This is a genomic window from Oryzobacter faecalis, assembly GCF_046764005.1.
Taxonomy (GTDB): domain Bacteria; phylum Actinomycetota; class Actinomycetes; order Actinomycetales; family Dermatophilaceae; genus Oryzobacter; species Oryzobacter faecalis.
The window spans coordinates 13,583-32,745 of the sequence record NZ_JBKOFW010000010.1; the positions used below are offsets into that span (position 1 = coordinate 13,583).

The window sequence follows — 19,163 nt, forward strand, 5'->3', positions numbered from 1 at the left end:
GGCTCAGGCCTTCGCGGTCTCCTCGGCCTCGTCGGCAGCGTCGGTGGCGTCCTCGGCCGGCTCGACCGCCTCGACCGACCCGGCCTGCGGCACGAGCTCGTCGAGGTCGATGGCGGTGCCGTCGGTGTCCGTGACCTTCGCGCGGTCGAGGACGGCGGCGAGCGCCTTGCGGCGGGCGACCTCCTGGACCATCGAGGGGATCTGGCCCTGCTGGTCGACCGCCTGCGCGAACTGGTTGGGGTCCATGCCGTACTGCTGCGCCGACATCACGAGGTACTCGATGAGCTCGGGCTGCTCGACGCGGACCTCGAGCTTCTCGGCGATGGCGTCGAGGAGGAACTGGGCCTTGAGCGCCTTGCGCGTGCTCTCCTGGACCTCGGCGCGGTGCTCGTCGTCCTCGAGGCGGTTCTCGCCCTCGAGGTGGCTGTGGACCTCGGCCTCGACGATGCCGTCGGGGACGGGGATCTCGACGGTGTCGAGGAGGTGCTCGAGGAGCTTGTCGCGCGCGGCGATGCCCTGCTCGTACTTCTTGGCCTGGTCGGCCTGCCGGGTGACGTCGGCGCGCAGCTCGTCGAGGGTGTCGAACTCCGAGGCCAGCTGGGCGAACTCGTCGTCGAGCTCGGGGAGCTCGCGGACCTTGACCGACTGTACGGTGACGGTGCACTCGGCGTCCTGGCCCTCCCGGTCGCCACCGGCGAGCGGGGCGGTGAAGGTCCTGGTCTCGCCCGCGGTCATCCCGAGCAGCGCCTCGTCCATGCCCTCGAGCATGTTCTTGGTGCCGACCTCGTAGGAGACGCCGGAGACGGAGTCGATCTCCTCGCCGTCGATCTCGGCGCGCAGGTCGATGGAGACGAAGTCGCCGTCCTCGACGGCGCGCTCGACACCGACGAGGGTGCCGAAGCGCTCGCGCAGCGTGGTGAGGCGCTCCTCGACGTCCTCCTCGGACGCCTGGGCCGGCTCGACCTCGACGGCGATGCCCTCGAGCTCGGGGAGCTCGACCTCGGGCCGGACGTCGGTCTCGACGGTGAACTCGAGGTCCTGGCCGTCCTCGATCGGGACGGCGGTGACGTCGACCTCGGGCTGGCCGATGGCGCGGACGTTCTCGGCCTCCGCGGCCTCGGCGAAGAACTTCGGGAGGGCCTCGTTGACGGCCTCCTGGATGACGGCGCCACGGCCGACGCGCTGGTCGATGATCCGGTTCGGGACCTTGCCCTTGCGGAAGCCGGGGACCTGCACCTGCGAGCCGATCGTGCGGTAGGCCTCGTCGAGCATGGGCTTCAGCTCGTCGAACGGGACCTCGACGGTGAGCTTGACCCGGGTCGGGCTGATGGTCTCGACGGCACTCTTCACTTCGGGCACTCCACACCATGGGGGTTCGGGGACGGCTGTCCGGCGCCGGCGGGCCGGCCCTGGGGACCGGCGTCGCGACCGGGCCGCACGCGAGGGGCGGTTCCGGATCGGCACCAAGGACCCATGCTAGCGGGCGGCGCGGAGCCCTCCCAATCCGTGTCCGTGCGCTCCGGAGCCCCCACCGCGTCGCAGGCGCCGGTAGCGTCCCGCCGCAGTGTGCCCCGGACCGGGGCGCCCGTCAGGAGGGACCTCCACGATGACTTCCCCGCTCACCACCCCACGCCAGGTCGGTGTGGGTGCCGCCGTCGCCGCCGCGGCGGCGCTCGCGCTCAGCACGGCCGGCGTCGCCTCCCCCGCCGCCGCCTCGGTCGAGGCACCCGCCACGACGACCTCGGCAGTCGACTGCCCGCCGGGCCAGGTGCCCACCGGGTCGACGTCGGCCAAGGTCCGCGACGACGTCAAGGGCGCCAAGGAGCCGAAGCTCTACCCCGACAACGAGGCCAACGCCTACGGGGTGCTCCCCGACGCGCCCTACCTCGGCGACGGCGCGGTGACCGTGGAGACCGTGTTCCACATGATCGGCGAGGACGAGTTCACCGACGCCGAGAAGGCCCGGTGGAACCGGCTCATCGCCGACCAGATGACGGTGCTCAACAACTCCTTCTCCGGTGCCACCGCGCCCGGCGAGGCCGCCGACACCCCGTTCCGCTTCGAGCTCGCGAAGACGACGTGGACCGTCAACCCCACGTGGTACACCGTGACCCCCGGCAAGACCGAGCGCGACATGAAGGCCGAGCTCCACGAGGGCGACTCGCGCACCCTCAACGTCTACGCCGCGAACATCGGCGGCGGGCTCCTCGGGTGGGCGTACTTCCCGAAGGGCTACAACAACGGCCGTGGCTTCATCGACGGCGTCGTCCTCCTCGACGAGTCGATGCCCGGCGGGGTCAACCCCGACGACCCCACGAAGCCGTGGAAGTACGGCCTCGGCGACACCCTGACCCACGAGGTCGGCCACTGGCTCATGCTCGAGCACACCTTCGCCCACGGCTGCTCGGCCGCGGGCGACTACGTCGCCGACACCCCCAAGGAGGCGCAGCCGCAGTTCAACTGCCCCGAGGGCGCGGACACCTGCCCCGCCGAGGGCCTGGACCCGATCCGCAACTTCATGGACTACACGCAGGACTCCTGCATGGACCTGTTCACGAACGGGCAGGCCGAGCGGATGAGCGACGCGTGGGTCGCCTTCCGCGCGAGCGGGACCGGCGCGAAGCGCTGACCGCCCCCTCCGGCCGCTGACGCCGCGACGGGCCCCGGACCTCGCCGTCCGGGGCCCTTCGCGCGTCGCGGCCGCCCCGACCCTGCTGGGGGCAGACTGGGGCCGTGCTGTCGCTGCGCATCTCGGTCCCCGCCGACCTGACCGACGACGTCCTCGCCGTGCTCGAGGGCGCCGACCAGGTCACCGGGCTGGCCGTCATGCGCGGCGCCTCGGTCATCCCGCCCGGCGACGTCGTGACGGCCGACGTCGCGCGCGAGGGTGCCAACCCCGTCATCGAGGCGCTGCGCGGGCTCGGCGTCCACCGGGAGGGGGCGATCCGGGTGGAGCCGGTCGAGACCTGGCTCTCGCGCCCCGCCTTCGACGCCGAGGCCGAGGCACCCGGGGCCAGTGCCGACGCGGTGGTCTGGACCGAGGTCGGGAACCGCGCCTACGCCGACTCCGAGCTCAACTGGACGTACACGACCTTCATGGTCCTCGCCACGCTCATCGCCGGGATCGCGATCGTCCTCGACTCCCCGATCCTCGTCATCGGCGCCATGGTCCTCGGCCCCGAGTTCGGGCCGATCGCCGCCCTCGGGGTCGCCCTGGTCCGCCGCAAGGGGCAGCTGTTCGCCATCGCCGCCCGGACGCTCGTCCTCGGCTTCCTCGCCGGGATGGCGGCCACCTTCGTCGCGGGCGTCGCCGGCCGGGTCTTCGGCTGGGTCACGTACGAGGACATCGTCGGCGAACGGCCCAACACGGCGTTCATCTACACCCCCGACCGGTGGAGCTTCATCGTCGCGGTCATCGCGGCCGCGGCCGGCGTGCTGTCGGTGACGTCGGCGCGCACGGGCGGGCTGTCCGGGGTGTTCATCTCCGTGACGACGGTCCCTGCCGCGGCGAACGTCTCGCTGGGGGCGGCCTTCGCGGCGTGGCACGAGGTGACGGGGAGCCTGGCGCAGCTCGGTCTCAACCTCACCGGGATGGCGGTCGCGGGCTGGGCGACGCTCGCGCTGCAACGGGCCGTGTGGTCGAGGGTGCCGGCGCGCCGGGTCACGATGCTGCGCCGCCGGCCCGTGGTGGGCCGGCCCCCGGAGTGAGGCGCCCTCCCGGGGGCGACCCCACCGGGGTCGGTGGAGCGGGTGACGGGAATCGAACCCGCGTAGCCAGTTTGGAAGACTGGGGCTCTACCATTGAGCTACACCCGCGCACCTCGTCGGCGTGCACCGCGAGGGCAGCGATAGCCTAGGGCGCGCGCTCGCGGGATCCGAAATCCGACACCTCGTCGACCGGTCCGGTGCGCGTCATCGGGGTATGGCGCAGGTTGGTAGCGCGTCCGCTTTGGGAGCGGAAGGCCGCCGGTTCAAATCCGGCTACCCCGACGATCGGCCAGTGCGCGAAGCGCACTGCGCCGACGCCGGGGTACGCCGGATGCAGGGAGCCGGAGGGGGCACCGCGACGAAGGAGCGGAGGCCCCTCCGGCGGCGTCCGGCTACGCCGACCGACCTCTGACCTTCCGGAGGCCCTCCACGGAGGTCGAGCCGTTCGCGGTGGGATCCGACCGTCAGCGGGTCGTCCTTCACCTCGAGCCAGCGGGGTCGGCGGGTCAGGAGCGGAGGGTGGCGGTGAGCTCGGTGACCGCGCGACCGGCCCGCACGCCCTTGGCCTCGAACCCGTCGTCGGGGCGCCACGGCGGGCGCTCCCCCTCGACGACGTCCCAGCGGCCGTGGTGGGCCAGCTGGTCGCGGACGTGCTCGGCGTGGACGGCGTGGTCCGTGGCGAACCGCAGCACGCCGCCGGGGACCAGCCGCGACGCGAGCAGCGAGAGGGTGTGCTGCTGCACGAACCGCCGCTTGGCGTGCTTCTTCTTCGGCCAGGGGTCGGGGAAGAAGAGGTGCACGGCGGCGAGCGACCCCTCCGCCACCCGGTCGGTGACGAACGGCATCGCGTCCCCGGGATGGACCCAGAGGTTGCGCACGCCGGCGGACTCGGCGGCCGCGAGCATCCTCGCCACCCCGGGCACGTGGACCTCGACGGTGACGAGGTCGGCCTCCGGGTGCGCCCTGCAGAACGCGATGGCGGCCGCGCCGTGGCCCGAGCCGATCTCGAGCACGACCGGCCCGACGCGCCCGAACGCCTCCTGCGGCACGAGCGGGCCGTCGGGCAGCGAGCGCGACGGGAGCAGCGTCGCCATCCGTTCGTCGGTGAGGGGGCTGTTGCGCCAGCGGGGGGTGAAGGTGCGCACGCCCTCGCGGGGTGCGTGGTCGAGGAGCGGGTCGGAACCCACGGTGGAGCGTCCTCTCGAAGGGGTCAGAGACGGCGGACGGCGAGGGCCGCCCGGTCGTCATCCTCTCCCGAACGCGACGCCTCGCACACCTCGCGGGCGACATCACCGGCGCCGAGGACGGCCATCGAGGCGACGCCGAGCATGCGGTCGATGCCGTCGTCGAGGTCGCGGCCACGGGACTCGATGACGCCGTCGGAGTAGAACAGGAGCGCGTCGCCCCGCTCGAGCCGCCCGCTCTGCCGGGGGAAGGCGACGTTGGCGACGACCCCGAGCAGCGGTCCACGCGACCCCTCGAGCAGCGACCACCGGGCGCGACCGCCCGTGTAGCGGGCCGGCGCAGGGTGGCCTGCGTTGGCGACCGAGTACTCGCCGGTGCGCAGGTCGAGGTCGAGGTGCACGGCGGTGGCGAACCCCTCCTCCCACTCCTGCCGGACGAGGTAGTCGTTGGCCGCGCGGAGGAAGTCGGCCGACGGGACCGCGCCGAGCAGCGCGCCCAGGGCGCCCGACAGGAGGAGGGAGCGGGTGCCGGCCCGCGTGCCCTTGCCGCTGACGTCGACGAGGACGACCTCGAGGCGGTGCTGGGACGGGCTGAGGTGGGCCACGACGAAGTCCCCGGAGAAGCGCTCGCCGTGCGCGGACAGCACGCAGGAGTCGGTGCGCCACCCTTCGGGGAGGTCGGGCATCCGCCCCACGGAGGCGATGCGGTCACGCAGGTCGGCGAACATCCGGTCGCCGCCGAAGCCCCGGGTGCCGACCCGCGCGCGCGACTGGGCGGCGAGCGTCATCATCACCATGACGACGAGGATCGAGGAGACGAACAGGACGAGGCGCAGCGGCTCGAGACCAGCGCCGGGGACCCACAGGGTCACACCGACGAGGGCGAGCGCATAGACCCGCACGAGGCGCGTCGGCCCGAGGACGAGTCCCGAGACGACGACGAGCGGGAAGAGCAGCGAGATCGGGATGTCGGTGGGCCAGTACGTCGTCGCGAGGACGAGGAGGACGACGACGAGCGCCAGCAGGGCCTCGAGGAGCGGCTCGGACTCGACCGCCAGCCGGCGCAGGGAGGCCAGGCGACGGGCGAGGGGCCCGGGCCCTTCGCTGACCTCCAGGCGATCGGCGCCCGCCATTGACACCCCCTGGGATCGGTAGGGCGAGCGCCACCCTAGTGCGCGGCGCCGACCGTCGCCACCGGCTCGGAGCACCCGGTGGACCGTGGCCGATGCCGCAGGTCAGCCGGGTGCGGTCCGGGTCAGGCCGGCAGCGGGGGGAGGGTGCCGGCACCCTCGTAGGCCGTGACCATCGCGATGCGCCGGGCGTGGCGCTCGTCGCCGCTGAAGGGCGTCGCGAGGAACGTGCGCACGATCTCGCGGGCCTCCCCGACGGCGGTGAAGCGCGCACCGATCGAGACGACCCGGGCGTCGTTGTGCTCGCGGGCCAGCGTCGCCAGCTCGGCGGAGTACGCCAGGGCCGCGCGGATGCCGGCGACCTTGTTGGCGGCCATCTGCTCGCCGTTGCCGGAGCCGCCGAGCACGATCCCGAGGGACTGCGGGTCGGCGGCCACGGCCTCCGCCGCGCGCAGGACGAAGACGGGGTAGTCGTCGACGGCGTCGTAGCCGTGCGGGCCGTGGTTGGTGACCTCGTGCCCCTCGTCCTCGAGGAAGGCGACGAGGTCGTTCAGGAGGTCCCAGGCGGCGTGGTCGCCGCCGATGTGCACGCGCACCCTCAGGCCCCCGTGTCGAAGATCGGGCCGACGGTGCGGCTGCGCTTGAGCTCGAAGAAGCCGGGGGTGTTGGCGACGAGCACGCAGCCGTCCCACAGCCTGCCGGCGTCCTCGCCCTTGGGGGCGGGGCTGACGACGGGACCGAAGAAGGCGACGCCGTCGACGGCGATGACCGGCGTGCCGACGTCGTCGCCGACGAGGTCGATGGCGCGCTGGTGGCTCAGGCGCAGCTCCTCGTCGTGGTCCTCGGAGTCGGCGGCCTCGGCGAGCTCGGCGGGGAGCTCGAGCTCGGCGAGCGCGCCGGCGATCGCCGTGGGGTGGTCCTCGCCGCGGTGGTGGATCCGCTCACCGAGGGCGTCGTAGAGGGGCTTGACGACCTCGTCGCCGAACTTGTCGCGGGCCGCGATGACGACGCGCACCGGACCCCAGCCGGCGTCCATCAGCTCGCGGTACTTCTGCGGCAGCTCGTCACGGCCCTCGTTGAGGACGGACAGGCTCATGACCGACCACGTGACGTCGACGTCGCGGACCTGCTGGACCTCACCCATCCAGCGGGAGGTCATCCACGCCCAGGGGCAGAGGGGGTCGAACCAGAACTCGGCGGAGTGTCGCTCGCTCATGGCGCCATCCTGCCATCCGACGGGGACACGACCGGCGCCACGTCCCCCGTCTGAGAGGATGGTCGACGCCGCCGCCCGAGAGCGGGCGCGACCGCGCACGACCACCCCCCACGCCCCGCAAGGAGACCCCGTGCCCGGCACGAACCTCACCCGTGAGGAGGCCGCAGCCCGCGCGGCCCTCGTCACCGTCGACACCCACGACGTCGAGCTCGACGTCACCAGGGGTCCGGAGACCTTCGCAACGACGAGCACGATCCGCTTCTCGTGCGCCGAGCCCGGTGCCGAGACCTTCCTCGACTTCGTCGGCGCCTCGGTCGAGCGGATCACCGTCAACGGCGTCGACCTCGACCCGGCGGAGCACTACGCCGACAGCCGGGTCCGCCTCACCGGGCTCGCGGCCGACAACGAGGTCGTCGTCGCCGCGACGGGCAGGTTCACCAACACCGGCGAGGGCCTGCACCGCTTCGTCGACCCGGTCGACGACGAGGTCTACCTCTACAGCCAGTTCGAGGTGCCGGACAGCCGCCGGATGTACCCCGTCTTCGAGCAGCCCGACCTCAAGGCCGGGTTCGGGTTCACGGTCACCGCGCCGGCCCACTGGCAGGTCGTCTCGAACTCCCCCACCCCCCAGCCGCAGGACGCCGCCGAGGGCACCGCGACCTGGCGCTTCGCCCGGACCCCGCGGATCTCGAGCTACATCACCGCCCTCGTCGCCGGCCCCTACGACGTCGTCCGCGACACCGCGACCTCGCGCGCCGGCGAGGTGCCCCTCGGCATCTTCTGCCGCCGCAGCCTCACGCCCTACCTCGACGCAGACCGCATCTTCGACCTCACGAAGAAGGGCTTCGCGTTCTTCGAGGAGGAGTTCGACTGCGCGTACCCGTTCGCGAAGTACGACCAGCTCTTCGCGCCGGAGTACAACATGGGCGCGATGGAGAACGCGGGCTGCGTCACCATCAACGAGATGTACGTGTTCCGCTCGAAGGTCACCGAGGCCCTCGTCGAGCGGCGGGCGCTGACCATCCTCCACGAGCTCGCGCACATGTGGTTCGGCAACCTCGTGACGATGCGCTGGTGGGACGACCTCTGGCTCAACGAGTCCTTCGCCGAGTGGGCGTCGACGACCTGCCAGGCCGAGGCCACCGAGTGGACCGACGCGTGGACGACCTTCGGCACCCACGAGAAGGACTGGGCCTACCGCCAGGACCAGCTGAGCTCGACCCACCCGATCGTCGCCCCGATCCGCGACCTGCAGGACGTCGAGGTCAACTTCGACGGCATCACCTACGCCAAGGGCGCCTCGGTGCTCAAGCAGCTCGTCGCGTACGTCGGGCGCGAGCCGTTCCGCGACGGCCTGCGCGCCTACTTCGCCAAGCACGCGTGGGGCAACACGACCCTCGACGACCTCCTCACCGAGCTCGAGGCGACCTCGGGACGCGACCTGCGCTCGTGGTCCAAGCTCTGGCTGGAGACGGCCGGCGTCGCCACGCTGCGGCCCGTCCTCGAGGTCGACGACCGGGGCCGCATCGCCTCGGCCGTCATCGAGCAGACCGGTGCCCCGGGGTACGAGACGCTGCGTCCCCACCGGCTCGGCCTGGGGCTGTACGACGTGAAGGACGGTGTCCTGCACCGCGTCCAGCGTCTCGAGGTCGACGTCGACGGCCCGCACACCGAGGTGCCGGCGCTCGTCGGGCTCGACCAGCCCGACCTCCTGCTCGTCAACGACGACGACCTCGCCTACGCGAAGATCCGCCTCGACGAGCGCTCGCTCGCGACGGCCCTGGCGCACCCGCGCGGGTTCGCCTCGTCGCTGCCGCGCTCGCTGGTCCTCGCGTCCGCGTGGGACATGACGCGCGACGCCGAGATGGGTGCGCGCTCCTTCGTCGACCTCGTCCTCGCGACCCTCCCCGGCGAGTCCGACTCGACGCTGCTGAAGACGCTCGTCGGCCAGCTGCAGGTGTCGGTCTTCCTCTACACCGCACCCGAGCACCGCGAGGCCACCCGCACCGCGACGCGGGACCGCCTCTGGGAGGTCGCCGCGGGGGCCGAGCCCGGCAGCGACGCCCAGCTCCAGCTCGTCTCCGCCGCCGCGGCGTTCACGACCGTCGGCGACGACACGAGCCGGCTGCGCGCCCTCCTCGACGGGACCGAGACCCTCGAGGGCCTCGCCGTCGACTTCGAGATGCGCTGGACCCTCCTCACCGCCCTCGTCGCCTCGGGCGCGGCGGGCGCCGAGGAGGTCGAGGCCGAGCGCCGCCGTGAGGACACGGCCACCGGACGCGAGCGCGCGGCCCGGGCCCACGCCGCCGTCCCCACCGCCGAGGCCAAGGCGCAGGCGTGGGCCGCGGCGGTCGAGGGCGACGGCCTGCCGAACGCGATCGTCGAGGCGACCGGTCTCGGCTTCACCCGGATGGGCACCCCCGCCGAGCTCCTGCGCCCCTACGTCGAGCGCTACCACGCCGTCCTCGACGCGCTCCCCGAGCGCAAGGGGTCGCACGCGGTCGTCGAGAGCGTCGTCCAGGTCTTCTACCCGCGCCCCCTCGCCGACCGCGAGCTCCACGACGCGACCCAGGCGTGGCTCGACGCCCACCGCACCGCCCCGGCGGCGCTGCGGCGGCTCGTCGTCGAGAACCGCGACCCGGTCGCCCGGGCCCTCGCGGCACAGGAGCGAGATGCCCGTGGCTGAGCTCGTCAAGGCCCTCGCCGCCCTCTCGCCCGCCGACCTGCGCCTCGACGCCCTGTCCGGGTTCATCGACGACGCCCAGGCCTGGGCGCTCAGCGACGGCGTCCGGATCCTGTTCGTCATCGTCCTCGCCGTCCTCGCCCGCTGGGTGCTGCACCGCCTCATCGGCCGGGTCGTCGCGACGATGACGTCGAAGTCGGCCCGCCGCATCGCCGAGAGCGGCCGCGTCGGCCGCGCCCTCGGGTCGGCCACCGGCCTCGCCCACGAGCGGCACCGCCAACGGGTCGAGACGATGGGTGGGCTGCTGCGCAGCATCGTCACCTTCGTCGTCGCGACCCTCACCGTCCTCACGGTGATGGCGCTCGTCGGCATCCCGCTCGGACCGCTCCTCGCGTCGGCCGGCGTCGGCGGCGTGGCCCTCGGGTTCGGTGCGCAGAGCCTCGTCAAGGACTTCCTCGCCGGGATCTTCATGATCCTCGAGGACCAGTACGGCGTCGGCGACGTCGTCGACACCGGCGAGGCCATCGGCACCGTCGAGGAGGTCACCCTGCGGATCACCCGGCTGCGCGACGCCGACGGGGTCACCTGGTACGTCCGCAACGGCGAGGTCATCCGGATCGGCAACCGGTCGCAGGGCTTCTCGACCGCGATCGTCGACATGCCCGTGTCGTACGCGGAGGACGCCGAGCGCGTCATGGCCATCATCCGTGAGGTCGCCGTGGCCATGGGCGCGGACCCGGAGTGGGAGGACCGCCTCAGCGAGGACCCGAAGGTGCTCGGCGTCGAGACGATCACCGGGGCGACGATGACGATCCGCACCATCGGGCAGTGCGCCCCCGGCGAGAACTTCGCCGTGCAGCGCGAGCTGCGCGAGCGGATCAAGCGGGCCCTCGACGCCGCGGGCGTCAAGGCCCCGCCGCTCGGGCCGTTCGGCGGCCCGGTGACCGGGCCCGGCGCGGGGAGCCACCCGTGAGCGTCTACGAGGAGGTCGGCGGCGCGCCGACGTTCGAGCGGCTCGTCCACGCGTTCTACGAGGGGGTCGCCGGCGATCCCGAGCTGCGGGCGCTCTACCCCGAGGAGGACCTCGCCCCGGCCGAGCGCCGGCTGCGGATGTTCCTCGAGCAGTACTTCGGCGGGCCCACGGCCTACAGCCAGGAGCGCGGCCACCCCCGGCTGCGGATGCGGCACGCGCCCTACCCGGTGACGCTCGACATGCGCGACCGCTGGATGCGGCACATGCTCGCGGCGCTGGACACCCTGGACCTGCCGGAGGCCCACGCCGAGCTGATGCGCGACTACTTCCTGCGCGCGGCGCACATGCTCGTCAACACCGACGAGGGCCACCCCCCGCACCCCGGCCCCTCCCTCACCGGCTGACCCCCGCGTCGAGGAGGGGCCGCGTCTCGCAGGACGGCCCCGTATCGCGGGCGGCCACGCGTTTGGAAGCATGGGGCGGGTGAGCCAGACCACGACCGACGCCCCCACCGTGACCGTGACCGAGCCGGGCGTGACCGTCCACCCCGCCGAGGGCCCCGACGCCCCCTGGTGGCGCGACGCCGTCATCTACCAGGTGTACCCGCGCTCGTGGGCGGACTCCGACGGCGACGGGGTGGGTGACCTGCCCGGCATCACCGGCCGCCTGCCCTACCTGCGCGACCTCGGCGTCGACGCCCTGTGGATCAGTCCCTTCTACGTCTCGCCGATGCACGACGCGGGGTACGACGTCGCGGACTACCGCGACATCGACCCGGTCTTCGGCACCCTCGAGGACGCCGACGCCCTCGTCGCGACCGCCCACGACCTCGGCATCAAGGTGCTCGTCGACCTCGTGCCCAACCACACGAGCAGCGAGCACGCCTGGTTCCGGGCCGCCCTCGCCGCCGGCCCCGGCAGCCCCGAGCGCGACCGCTACATCTTCCGCGAGGGCCGCGGGCCCGACGGCTCGCAGCCCCCGAACAACTGGCCGTCGGTCTTCGGCGGCGTTGGCTGGACGCGCGTCACCGAGGCCGACGGGACCCCCGGTCCCTGGTACCTGCACATCTTCGACACGACCCAGCCGGACCTGAACTGGGAGCACCCGGAGGTCCGCGAGGAGTTCCGCTCGGTGCTGCGCTTCTGGTGCGACCGCGGGGTCGACGGCTTCCGGGTCGACGTCGCCCACGGCCTCGTCAAGGCGGCCGGCCTGCCGGACTGGTCCGGCCCGGTCGGCCTCTACGACGAGTTCGCCGAGAAGGAGCAGGACGAGCGGGTCGGGGAGGACGCCCTCGAGGACCTCGCCGTCGCGCAGCCCGGCCTGTCCGACCCCGACCCGGACGAGGACGCCCTGCCCCTCGACCACCACGGCACCGGTCGCGCCCCCATGTGGGACCAGGACGGCGTCCACGAGGTCTACCGGGACTGGCGCGCCGTCCTCGACGCGTACGGCGCCCCCGACCGCATCCTGTGCGCCGAGGCGTGGGTCAAGCCCGAGGAGCGGCTGGCCCGGTACGTGCGCCCCGACGAGATGCACCAGGCCTTCAACTTCGACTTCCTCGAGACGCCCTGGGACGCCGTCGCGCTCCGGGCCGTCATCGAGACGTCGCTGCGGACCAACGACGGTGTCGGTGCGCCCACGACGTGGGTGCTCTCGAACCACGACGTCGTGCGGCACGCCTCCCGGCTCGGCCTGGACCAGAGCCTCCCCCGGCCCAACGGCATCCGCGAGGGCGACCCGCAGCCCGACGCCGAGGTGGGCCTGCGCCGCGCCCGCGCCGCGACGGCCCTCATGCTCGCGCTGCCCGGTGGCGCCTACCTGTACCAGGGCGAGGAGCTCGGGCTGCCCGAGCACACGACGATGCCGCACGAGTTCCGGCAGGACCCGACGTTCCACCGCACCCACGGCAAGGTCACCGGGCGCGACGGCTGCCGGGTGCCGATGCCGTGGGTCAAGGGGGCGCCGAGCCAGGGCTTCGGCCCGGGCGACTCCCCCTGGCTGCCCCAGCCGGACGCGTACGCCGACCTCGCCGTCGACCAGCAGGAGGGCGTCGCGGGTTCGACCCTCGAGCTGTACCGCACGCTGCTCGCGACCCGGCGCGCCCTCGGCCTCGGGCGTGCCGCCCTCGCGTGGGACGCCCTCGCCTCCGACACGGTCGTCGCCTTCCGGAGCAACCCCGGCAGCGACGACGGCACGGCCCTGCTCGTCGTCACCAACACCGGCGCCGACCCGGTGGCGCTGCCCGAGGGCGAGGTCGTCGTCGCGTCCGGACCCCTCACGGCCGACGGCGCGGTTCCGACCGACACGACGGCGTGGGTCCGGGTCGCGGCCGGCTGACGTGCGCGCCACCGACTTCGCCTACCTCTCGACGCCGACCCCGCTCGCCCTCGCGCACCGGGGTGGCGCGGCGTACGGGCCGAACGTCGGGCTCGAGAACACGCTCGCGGCGTTCCGCCGGGCCGTCGACATGGGGTACCGGTACCTGGAGACCGACGTCCACGCGACGCGCGACGGGCACGTCGTCGCCTTCCACGACAGCGTGCTCGACCGCGTCTCCGACGTCACCGGCGAGGTCGCCGGCCTCGCCCTCGACGCCGTGCGCGGGGCCCGGATCGGCGGCACCGAGCCGGTGCCGCTGCTCGCCGAGCTCTTCGAGGAGTTTCCGGACACCTTCGTCAACATCGACATCAAGGCCGACGGAGCCCTCGGACCGACGATCCGCGAGATCCAGCGACACCGTGCGACCGAGCGGGTGTGCATCGGGTCCTTCTCGGAGCGACGCCTGCGCGCGGCGAGGGCCGCCCTGGGGCCGGGGGTCGCCACCGCCGCGGGGCAGGTCGGCACCGCGCTGCTCCGTTTCACCCCGGGCGTCCTCAGCCGGCTGCTCCACACCCCGGCCCCCGTCCTGCAGGTCCCGGCCCTGCACCGGGTGCGCGGACGCACCGTGACGCTCGTGACGCCGGGGCTCGTCCGCCGCGCGCACGCCCTCGGCAAGCACGTCCACGTGTGGTTCCACGCGTGGTCGCGGGAGGACGCCCCCGAGATGCACCGGCTGCTCGACCTCGGGGTCGACGGGATCGTCACCGACCACATCGACGTCCTGCGCGACGTCCTCGCCGAGCGCGGCCACCCCCTGACGCCCCGCTGAGCGCGGTCCGACGGCACGGCGCGGCACGTCGGGGGCCCGCGGATGGGCCGTTCGGCCGGTCGTGGCTCCCCCGGGCCCCGTCGCCACGCGCCCCCGTCTAGGGTGGAGCAGATGCGTGCCGAGACCCAGTCCCACGGAGGCGGACCGCTCAGCCGGACCTACCTCGAGGTCACCCTGGCGGCCCTCGCACTCGTCACCATCGTCGCGTTCGAGTCGATGGCCGTGTCGACGGCGATGCCCGACGTCGCCCGCGAGCTCGACGCCATCCGCTCCTACGGCTTCGCCTTCTCGGTCATGCTCACCGCCCAGCTGCTCGGCATCGTCCTCGCCGGGGTGTGGTCCGACCGGTCCGGGCCGCTCGTCGGCACCGTCGTCGGCCAGGCACTCCTGGGCGGCGGGTCGGCCCTGTGCGGGTTCGCGACGAACTTCCCCACGTTCCTCGCCGGCCGGGCCCTCACCGGGCTCGGTGGCGGCCTCCTCGTCGTCATGCTCTACGTCATCGCGGGGCGGGTGTACCCGGAGGACGTCCGGCCGCGGCTGTTCACCCTCGTGTCCGCCGCGTGGGTCCTCCCGTCGCTGCTCGGGGCCCCGATCTCGGCGTGGCTGACGACGCACCTGTCGTGGCGGTGGGTGTTCTGGGTGGTCGTGCCGCCCGTCGCGCTGGCGATGCTCGCGATCGCCCACGCCCGCCGCACCGTCGACACCGCCGACCTCGACGCCGCCGTGTCCGGCCGCGACCACCGCGCCCACGTCAGGGCCGCCTGGGCCGGGCTCGGGATCGCGCTCGCGGCCGGCGCCCTCCAGTACGGCACCCACCACCTGCGCCTGGAGTGGTCGCCGAAGACGGTGGTCGCGGCGCTCGGGCTCGTGGGGGTCGTCCTCGTCGCGCCGCGGCTCGTGCCGGCGGGGACGTGGGTGATGCGGCGCGGCCTCCCCAGCGTCATGCTCGCCCGCGCCCTGTTCACCGCCGCGTTCTTCGCCGGGGTCAGCTACGTGCCGCTCTTCCTCGTCGGGCAGCGCGGCACGAGCCTGCAGACCGCGGGGCTCGCCCTCGCCGTCGGGGCCATCGGCTGGGCCGCGGGGGCCTGGTACCAGGGCCACGACGCGCTGCACCTGCCCCGCTTCCGTCTCGTCGAGCTCGGCGCCGTGCTCCTCGCCGCCGGCCTCGGCGTCCTCGGCGCGGTCGCCGTGCTGCACCTGCCGTGGGTCCTCACCCCGCTCGGGCTGGTCCTCATGGGCCTCGCGATGGGGCTCGGTGTCACGACGACGACCGTCCTCGCACTCGAGCTGAGCCCGCTCGAGGACCACGGTGCCGCGTCATCCTCGCTCCAGCTCGCCGACGTCCTCGGCAGCGTCCTCGGGATCGCCGCGGCGACGGCCGTGTTCGCGGCGCGGCACGTCCCGGGGCAGGACGACGCGCTCTTCGGCTGCATCTTCCTCGGCCTCGCGGCGGTCTCGGCCGTGGCCGTCCCGGCGGGTCAGCGCATCAGCACGTGACCGCCGGGTGCGGTGAGGCGCACCCAGCGGTTCGAGCGCAGCACGCGCACCGTCGCCCCCGGCTCGAGGAAGCCGAGCGCGTACGCGGCGAAGGCGCCCCCGGCGCGGACGGTGACGTCGGCGGGCACGAGGCCCTCGCCGTCGAGGAGGTCCGGATGGGGACCGGCCGCCTCACGCACGTCGCGGGCCCACACGCGGTCGCGGACGAACCCGGCGGCGGCGCCGCGCTCACGGACGGCGTCGGACACCTCGGCGAGACCGTCGCGCGCGACGGTGGCGAGGAGGTCGCCGGGCAGGTCACCGGCCGGCTCCCACGGACCGCGCGGCGGGGTCACGGCCGCCCAGGGTGCGAGGGCTCGCGTCGGCGGGACGGGCAGCTCGACCGAGGTCGCCGACGCCCGGGCGGTGCGGTCGGTGACCGCCCCGAGCGGGAGCACGACGTCGATCTCCACGGGCTCGGCGAGCGCGAGGGTCCGCAGGCCGAGGACCGTTCCCTCGGCGAGGATGCCGGACCCCGGGAGCACGCCGACCCACGCCGCGAGCACGTCGCCGGCGGCCTGGAGGCGGATCGCGCCGTCGGCGTCGAGGGCGCGCGCCCTCGTCGCGTAGCGGCCGAGGTCGGCGAGCGCGGCGGCGTCGGTGAGGCGGAGGACGTCGGTCACCGACCGGCCCACCGGAAGCGCACCGGGTCGCCCGTGTGCGCCGCCAGGGCGGCGCGGTCGTCGGGCGTGAGCCGGCGGGGGCGGGCGGACGCGAAGTCGTAGTAGACGAGGCCGGTCTCGGCCACGGCGTACACCTGCTCCCCGGCGTCGGCCGGGTCGCGGACGACGTAGCCGAGGTCGAAACCGGCGCCGTGGACGTGCGTCACCCACATCTCCACCTCGACGGGGGCGGGCCGGTAGGTGAGCGGCGCGCGGTACTCGATGGCGTGGCGCGAGACGACGATCCCCTCGTCGAGCATCGACGGACGGCCGACGAACCACTCGCGGATGCCGACGACGCGGGCGTCCTCGAGCAGGCGCAGGAACTGCACGTTGTTGACGTGGCCGTACGCGTCCATGTCGGACCAGCGCAGCGGCACCTGGACCGTGTAGTGCTGGGAGTCGGTCGCCATGGCGCCATCCTCCCAGCACCGCATCGGAGGGCGAGCCCTAGGGTGGCCGGGTGACGCTCGAGCCCTCGACCACCCGCCGCCTCGACCACCGCCTCGCCACGGCCCAGCGCGACGCGCGCCTGCCCTCGGTCGTCGCCGGGGTGGTCCGCGGCGGCTCGCTCGCCTGGTCGGGGGCGGTGGGGACGGTCGACGGGCGCTCGGGCGGCCGCGCCCCCGACGCCGACACGCAGTACCGGATGGGCTCGATCACCAAGACCTTCGTCGCCGTGTGCGTCCTGCGGCTGCGCGACGCCGGGCGCCTCGACCTCACCGACCGCTTCGGTGTCCACGTGCCGGGGTCGCCCCTCGACGGGGTGACCGTCGAGCAGCTCCTCACCCACGCGGCCGGGGTGCAGGCCGAGACCTCGGGCCCCTGGTGGGAGCGGACCCCCGGCGGCGGATGGGCCGAGCTCGCGGGTTCCGGTGTGGCGCAGCGGTTCCGCGCCGGCCGACGGTTCCACTACACGAACGTCGGGTACGGCGCACTCGGGCGGCTGCTCGAGGTGCACCACGGCGCCGGGTGGTTCGACGTCGTCCGGTCCGAGCTGCTCGACCCGCTGGGGATGACGCGCACGACGACCCGTCCGTCGGGGTCCGCGGCCCCCGGGCTCGCGGTGCACCCGTTCGCCGACGTCCTCCTGCCCGAGCCGGAGCACGACGCGGGGGCGATGGCGCCGGCGGGCCAGCTGTGGACGACGGTCGCGGACCTCGCCCGGTGGGCGACCTTCCTCGGCGGCGACACCGCCGACCTGCTGTCCGCCGACACGCTCGCCGAGATGGTCGAGCCGCACCACGTCGTCGACGAGCCGGGCAGGCCGTGGACCGGCGCGCACGGGCTCGGCTGGCAGGTCTGGAACGTCGACGGCGTCCGGTCCGCTGGACACGGCGGGTCGATGCCGGGGTTCCTCGCGAGCCTGCGGGTCCGTCTCGGGGCGACGGAGTCGGGCGGTGGTGACGGCGTCGTCCTCCTCACGAACACGACGGCTGCCGGCCCGGCGCTGCGTGACCTCGCGGGGCAGCTCCTCTCCGACCTCGCCGAGTCCGAGCCGCCCGCCGTGGCGCCGTGGTCCGCCTCGGGTGACCCCGCGCTGCTCGAGCTCGTCGGCACGTGGCACTGGGGGCCGTCCACCGAGGTGGCGCGGGCGGTCGGCGACCACCTGGTCCTCGGGGAGCCCGGCTCGGGGCGGGGCTCGCGGTTCCGTCGCGTGTCGGCGGACCTCTGGGAGGGCCTGGACAGCTACTACGCGGGCGAGCCGCTGCGCGTGGTGCGTCGGGCCGACGGCACCGTGTCGCACCTCGACCTCGCGACGTTCCGGTTCACGCGGACCCCGTACGACCCCGGGGCCGACGTGCCCGGCGGGGTCGACGAGCTCGGCTGGCGCTGACCCGCGCGAGGGCCTCGTCCGCCGTTCGAGGTCAACTCCGACCCGGAGACGGTCGGGTTCCACCTCGAACCGCTCCGTGCCGCAGCACGCTCGGATGGCTCGACCGGGCCAGTGACGCCGGGTGGGCCGTCGGAGGACGATCGCGCCCATGTGGACCCCCGCCCGCCGCCTCGCCGGTGCCCTCGCCGCCGCCACCGTGGTCGCCGCCGGCGGTGCGTGCGGCAGCCCGGTCGGCGGCGCCGCCGCGCCGCGGGACCCGACCTCGCCCACCGCGGCCGCCCCGGTGCCGTCGGCCGCCGCCCCGGTGAGCCCGAGCCCCACCGGTGTGCCCGACGGACCGTTCGTGCTGGGGCTCGGCGACTCGGTGCCCGGTGCCGGCGGGCCCTGCCAGAGGGACCCGGGCTGCCGCAGCTACGTCCTCGTGCTCGCCGACCTCGCGACGCAGGCCCTCGGCCACCCCGTCGCCGCCGTCAACCGCGCCCGAAACGACGACGTGACGAGCGAGTCCCTGCTCGCGGACGTCCGCGGCAACCCGCGGGTCCGCGAGCTCGTGACGAAGGCGTCGCTCGTCGTCATCCAGGTGGGCAACAACGACTGGCAGGGGCCGTGCGTGTTCGGCAACGCGGCGCCGTGCCTGGAGGAGGGGCGCCGGAAGGTCGTGGCGAGGGTCGGGTCGATCCTCGAGGAGGTGGTCGGCCTGCGCGGCTCGCCCGCGGGGGTCCGGCTCGTGACGTACGCCAACACCCTCACCGAGGACCACCCCGCGGACGGGTGGGGCTACGAGGACACCGCTGCCAACGAGGAGGAGCTGGCCGCGGTGTTCGACACGGCGATCCGCCGTCTCGACGCCGGGCTGTGCGGTCAGGCCGAGGCGCACGGGGTGCGGTGCGTCGACCTGCTCCCGGCCGTCAACGGGCCGCAGGGCACGCAACCGTCGCACCTGGGCGGCATCCACCCGACCCGCGTGGGCCACGAGACGATCGCGGGGGTCGTCGCGGCAGCCGGGTTCGACGACGTGCGGTGACGTCCGACCACGGCGTCCCTGTGGACGGGGCCGGGTGGGCTGTCGGGCGCTCGGCATAGGTT

17 protein-coding genes and 2 tRNA genes are annotated in these 19,163 nt (G+C 74.1%); 11 read left to right on the forward strand and 8 right to left on the reverse strand.

Features of this window, described 5'->3' with window-relative positions; all coding sequences use genetic code 11:
• Positions 1 to 3: 3 nt before the first annotated feature.
• Positions 4 to 1,350 (reverse strand): trigger factor, encoded by a 1,347-nt coding sequence (gene tig / locus ACK8HX_RS15305; RefSeq protein ID WP_411941590.1) that lies wholly within the window; start codon positions 1,348 to 1,350, stop codon positions 4 to 6.
• Positions 1,351 to 1,606: 256 nt separating this feature from the next.
• Between tig and ACK8HX_RS15310 the strand changes: the two genes are divergently transcribed.
• Both ACK8HX_RS15310 and ACK8HX_RS15315 read left to right on the forward strand, forming a co-directional pair.
• Positions 1,607 to 2,629, forward strand: coding sequence for a zinc metalloprotease (locus tag ACK8HX_RS15310; protein WP_411941591.1), 1,023 nt, complete (start codon positions 1,607 to 1,609; stop codon positions 2,627 to 2,629).
• A 104-nt stretch (positions 2,630 to 2,733) separates the two neighbouring features.
• On the forward strand, positions 2,734 to 3,708 hold the full coding sequence (locus tag ACK8HX_RS15315) for a DUF389 domain-containing protein (RefSeq protein WP_411941592.1): 975 nt from the start codon (positions 2,734 to 2,736) through the stop codon (positions 3,706 to 3,708).
• A 34-nt stretch (positions 3,709 to 3,742) separates the two neighbouring features.
• On the opposite strand, the gene ACK8HX_RS15320 is transcribed toward ACK8HX_RS15315, so the two are convergent.
• Positions 3,743 to 3,816: transfer RNA gene (locus tag ACK8HX_RS15320), tRNA-Gly, on the reverse strand.
• A 100-nt stretch (positions 3,817 to 3,916) separates the two neighbouring features.
• On the opposite strand from ACK8HX_RS15320, the gene ACK8HX_RS15325 reads away from it, so the two are divergent.
• Positions 3,917 to 3,990: transfer RNA gene (locus ACK8HX_RS15325), tRNA-Pro, on the forward strand.
• A 224-nt stretch (positions 3,991 to 4,214) separates the two neighbouring features.
• On the opposite strand, the gene trmB is transcribed toward ACK8HX_RS15325, so the two are convergent.
• The 4 genes from trmB to ACK8HX_RS15345 all read right to left on the reverse strand — a co-directional run bounded on the left by trmB (position 4,215) and on the right by ACK8HX_RS15345 (position 7,238).
• Positions 4,215 to 4,895, reverse strand: a complete 681-nt coding sequence (gene trmB, locus ACK8HX_RS15330) for a tRNA (guanosine(46)-N7)-methyltransferase TrmB (protein WP_411941593.1) — start codon at positions 4,893 to 4,895, stop codon at positions 4,215 to 4,217.
• A gap of 23 nt (positions 4,896 to 4,918) precedes the next feature.
• Complete coding sequence (locus ACK8HX_RS15335; protein ID WP_411941594.1) at positions 4,919 to 6,025, reverse strand: PP2C family protein-serine/threonine phosphatase; 1,107 nt, start codon at positions 6,023 to 6,025, stop codon at positions 4,919 to 4,921.
• Positions 6,026 to 6,147: 122 nt separating this feature from the next.
• The gene (locus tag ACK8HX_RS15340) at positions 6,148 to 6,618 is read right to left on the reverse strand and encodes a ribose-5-phosphate isomerase (RefSeq protein WP_411941595.1); all 471 of its coding nucleotides are present in this window, start codon (positions 6,616 to 6,618) and stop codon (positions 6,148 to 6,150) included.
• Between the two features lie 2 nt (positions 6,619 to 6,620).
• Positions 6,621 to 7,238 carry a mycothiol-dependent nitroreductase Rv2466c family protein gene (locus ACK8HX_RS15345; protein WP_411941596.1) on the reverse strand — a complete coding sequence of 206 codons (618 nt, stop codon included), beginning with the start codon at positions 7,236 to 7,238 and terminating at the stop codon, positions 6,621 to 6,623.
• A 130-nt stretch (positions 7,239 to 7,368) separates the two neighbouring features.
• Here ACK8HX_RS15345 and pepN point away from each other — a divergent pair, with 130 nt between their 5' ends.
• The 6 genes from pepN to ACK8HX_RS15375 all read left to right on the forward strand — a co-directional run bounded on the left by pepN (position 7,369) and on the right by ACK8HX_RS15375 (position 15,539).
• Positions 7,369 to 9,924: an aminopeptidase N gene (pepN, locus tag ACK8HX_RS15350; protein ID WP_411941597.1), complete on the forward strand. Its 2,556-nt coding sequence runs from the start codon at positions 7,369 to 7,371 to the stop codon at positions 9,922 to 9,924.
• Positions 9,917 to 10,894, forward strand: coding sequence for a mechanosensitive ion channel family protein (locus ACK8HX_RS15355; RefSeq protein ID WP_411941598.1), 978 nt, complete (start codon positions 9,917 to 9,919; stop codon positions 10,892 to 10,894). Before pepN ends, ACK8HX_RS15355 begins: the two co-directional genes overlap by 8 nt.
• On the forward strand, positions 10,891 to 11,298 hold the full coding sequence (locus ACK8HX_RS15360) for a globin (protein ID WP_411941599.1): 408 nt from the start codon (positions 10,891 to 10,893) through the stop codon (positions 11,296 to 11,298). The genes ACK8HX_RS15355 and ACK8HX_RS15360 overlap by 4 nt, the downstream gene beginning before the upstream one ends.
• Positions 11,299 to 11,368: 70 nt before the next feature.
• Positions 11,369 to 13,231: a glycoside hydrolase family 13 protein gene (locus ACK8HX_RS15365; protein ID WP_411941600.1), complete on the forward strand. Its 1,863-nt coding sequence runs from the start codon at positions 11,369 to 11,371 to the stop codon at positions 13,229 to 13,231.
• Position 13,232: 1 nt separating this feature from the next.
• The gene (locus ACK8HX_RS15370; RefSeq protein WP_411941601.1) at positions 13,233 to 14,042 is read left to right on the forward strand and encodes a glycerophosphodiester phosphodiesterase family protein; all 810 of its coding nucleotides are present in this window, start codon (positions 13,233 to 13,235) and stop codon (positions 14,040 to 14,042) included.
• Between the two features lie 111 nt (positions 14,043 to 14,153).
• Positions 14,154 to 15,539, forward strand: a complete 1,386-nt coding sequence (locus tag ACK8HX_RS15375) for an MFS transporter (protein WP_411941602.1) — start codon at positions 14,154 to 14,156, stop codon at positions 15,537 to 15,539.
• Here the strand turns inward: ACK8HX_RS15375 and ACK8HX_RS15380 are convergent.
• Together ACK8HX_RS15380 and ACK8HX_RS15385 are read right to left on the reverse strand one after the other, a co-directional pair.
• Positions 15,521 to 16,201: a hypothetical protein gene (locus ACK8HX_RS15380; RefSeq protein WP_411941603.1), complete on the reverse strand. Its 681-nt coding sequence runs from the start codon at positions 16,199 to 16,201 to the stop codon at positions 15,521 to 15,523. The genes ACK8HX_RS15375 and ACK8HX_RS15380 overlap by 19 nt on opposite strands.
• Complete coding sequence (locus tag ACK8HX_RS15385) at positions 16,198 to 16,653, reverse strand: acyl-CoA thioesterase (protein WP_411941604.1); 456 nt, start codon at positions 16,651 to 16,653, stop codon at positions 16,198 to 16,200. The genes ACK8HX_RS15380 and ACK8HX_RS15385 overlap by 4 nt, the downstream gene beginning before the upstream one ends.
• A 50-nt stretch (positions 16,654 to 16,703) precedes the next feature.
• On the opposite strand from ACK8HX_RS15385, the gene ACK8HX_RS15390 reads away from it, so the two are divergent.
• Together ACK8HX_RS15390 and ACK8HX_RS15395 are read left to right on the forward strand one after the other, a co-directional pair.
• Positions 16,704 to 18,077, forward strand: coding sequence for a serine hydrolase domain-containing protein (locus ACK8HX_RS15390; protein ID WP_411941605.1), 1,374 nt, complete (start codon positions 16,704 to 16,706; stop codon positions 18,075 to 18,077).
• A gap of 148 nt (positions 18,078 to 18,225) precedes the next feature.
• Positions 18,226 to 19,101: an SGNH/GDSL hydrolase family protein gene (locus tag ACK8HX_RS15395; RefSeq protein ID WP_411941606.1), complete on the forward strand. Its 876-nt coding sequence runs from the start codon at positions 18,226 to 18,228 to the stop codon at positions 19,099 to 19,101.
• The last annotated feature ends 62 nt before the right edge of the window (positions 19,102 to 19,163 follow it).

Bases quoted from the DNA above. Each gene is read 5' to 3' on its own strand.
- ACK8HX_RS15310 (WP_411941591.1), top strand. From the start codon at position 1,607: ATGACTTCCCCGCTCACCACCCCACGCCAGGTCGGTGTGGGTGCCGCC.
- ACK8HX_RS15335 (WP_411941594.1), bottom strand. From the start codon at position 6,025: ATGGCGGGCGCCGATCGCCTGGAGGTCAGCGAAGGGCCCGGGCCCCTC.
- ACK8HX_RS15345 (WP_411941596.1), bottom strand. From the start codon at position 7,238: ATGAGCGAGCGACACTCCGCCGAGTTCTGGTTCGACCCCCTCTGCCCC.
- ACK8HX_RS15365 (WP_411941600.1), top strand. From the start codon at position 11,369: ATGGGGCGGGTGAGCCAGACCACGACCGACGCCCCCACCGTGACCGTG.
- ACK8HX_RS15375 (WP_411941602.1), top strand. From the start codon at position 14,154: ATGCGTGCCGAGACCCAGTCCCACGGAGGCGGACCGCTCAGCCGGACC.
- ACK8HX_RS15385 (WP_411941604.1), bottom strand. From the start codon at position 16,653: ATGGCGACCGACTCCCAGCACTACACGGTCCAGGTGCCGCTGCGCTGG.
- ACK8HX_RS15395 (WP_411941606.1), top strand. From the start codon at position 18,226: ATGTGGACCCCCGCCCGCCGCCTCGCCGGTGCCCTCGCCGCCGCCACC.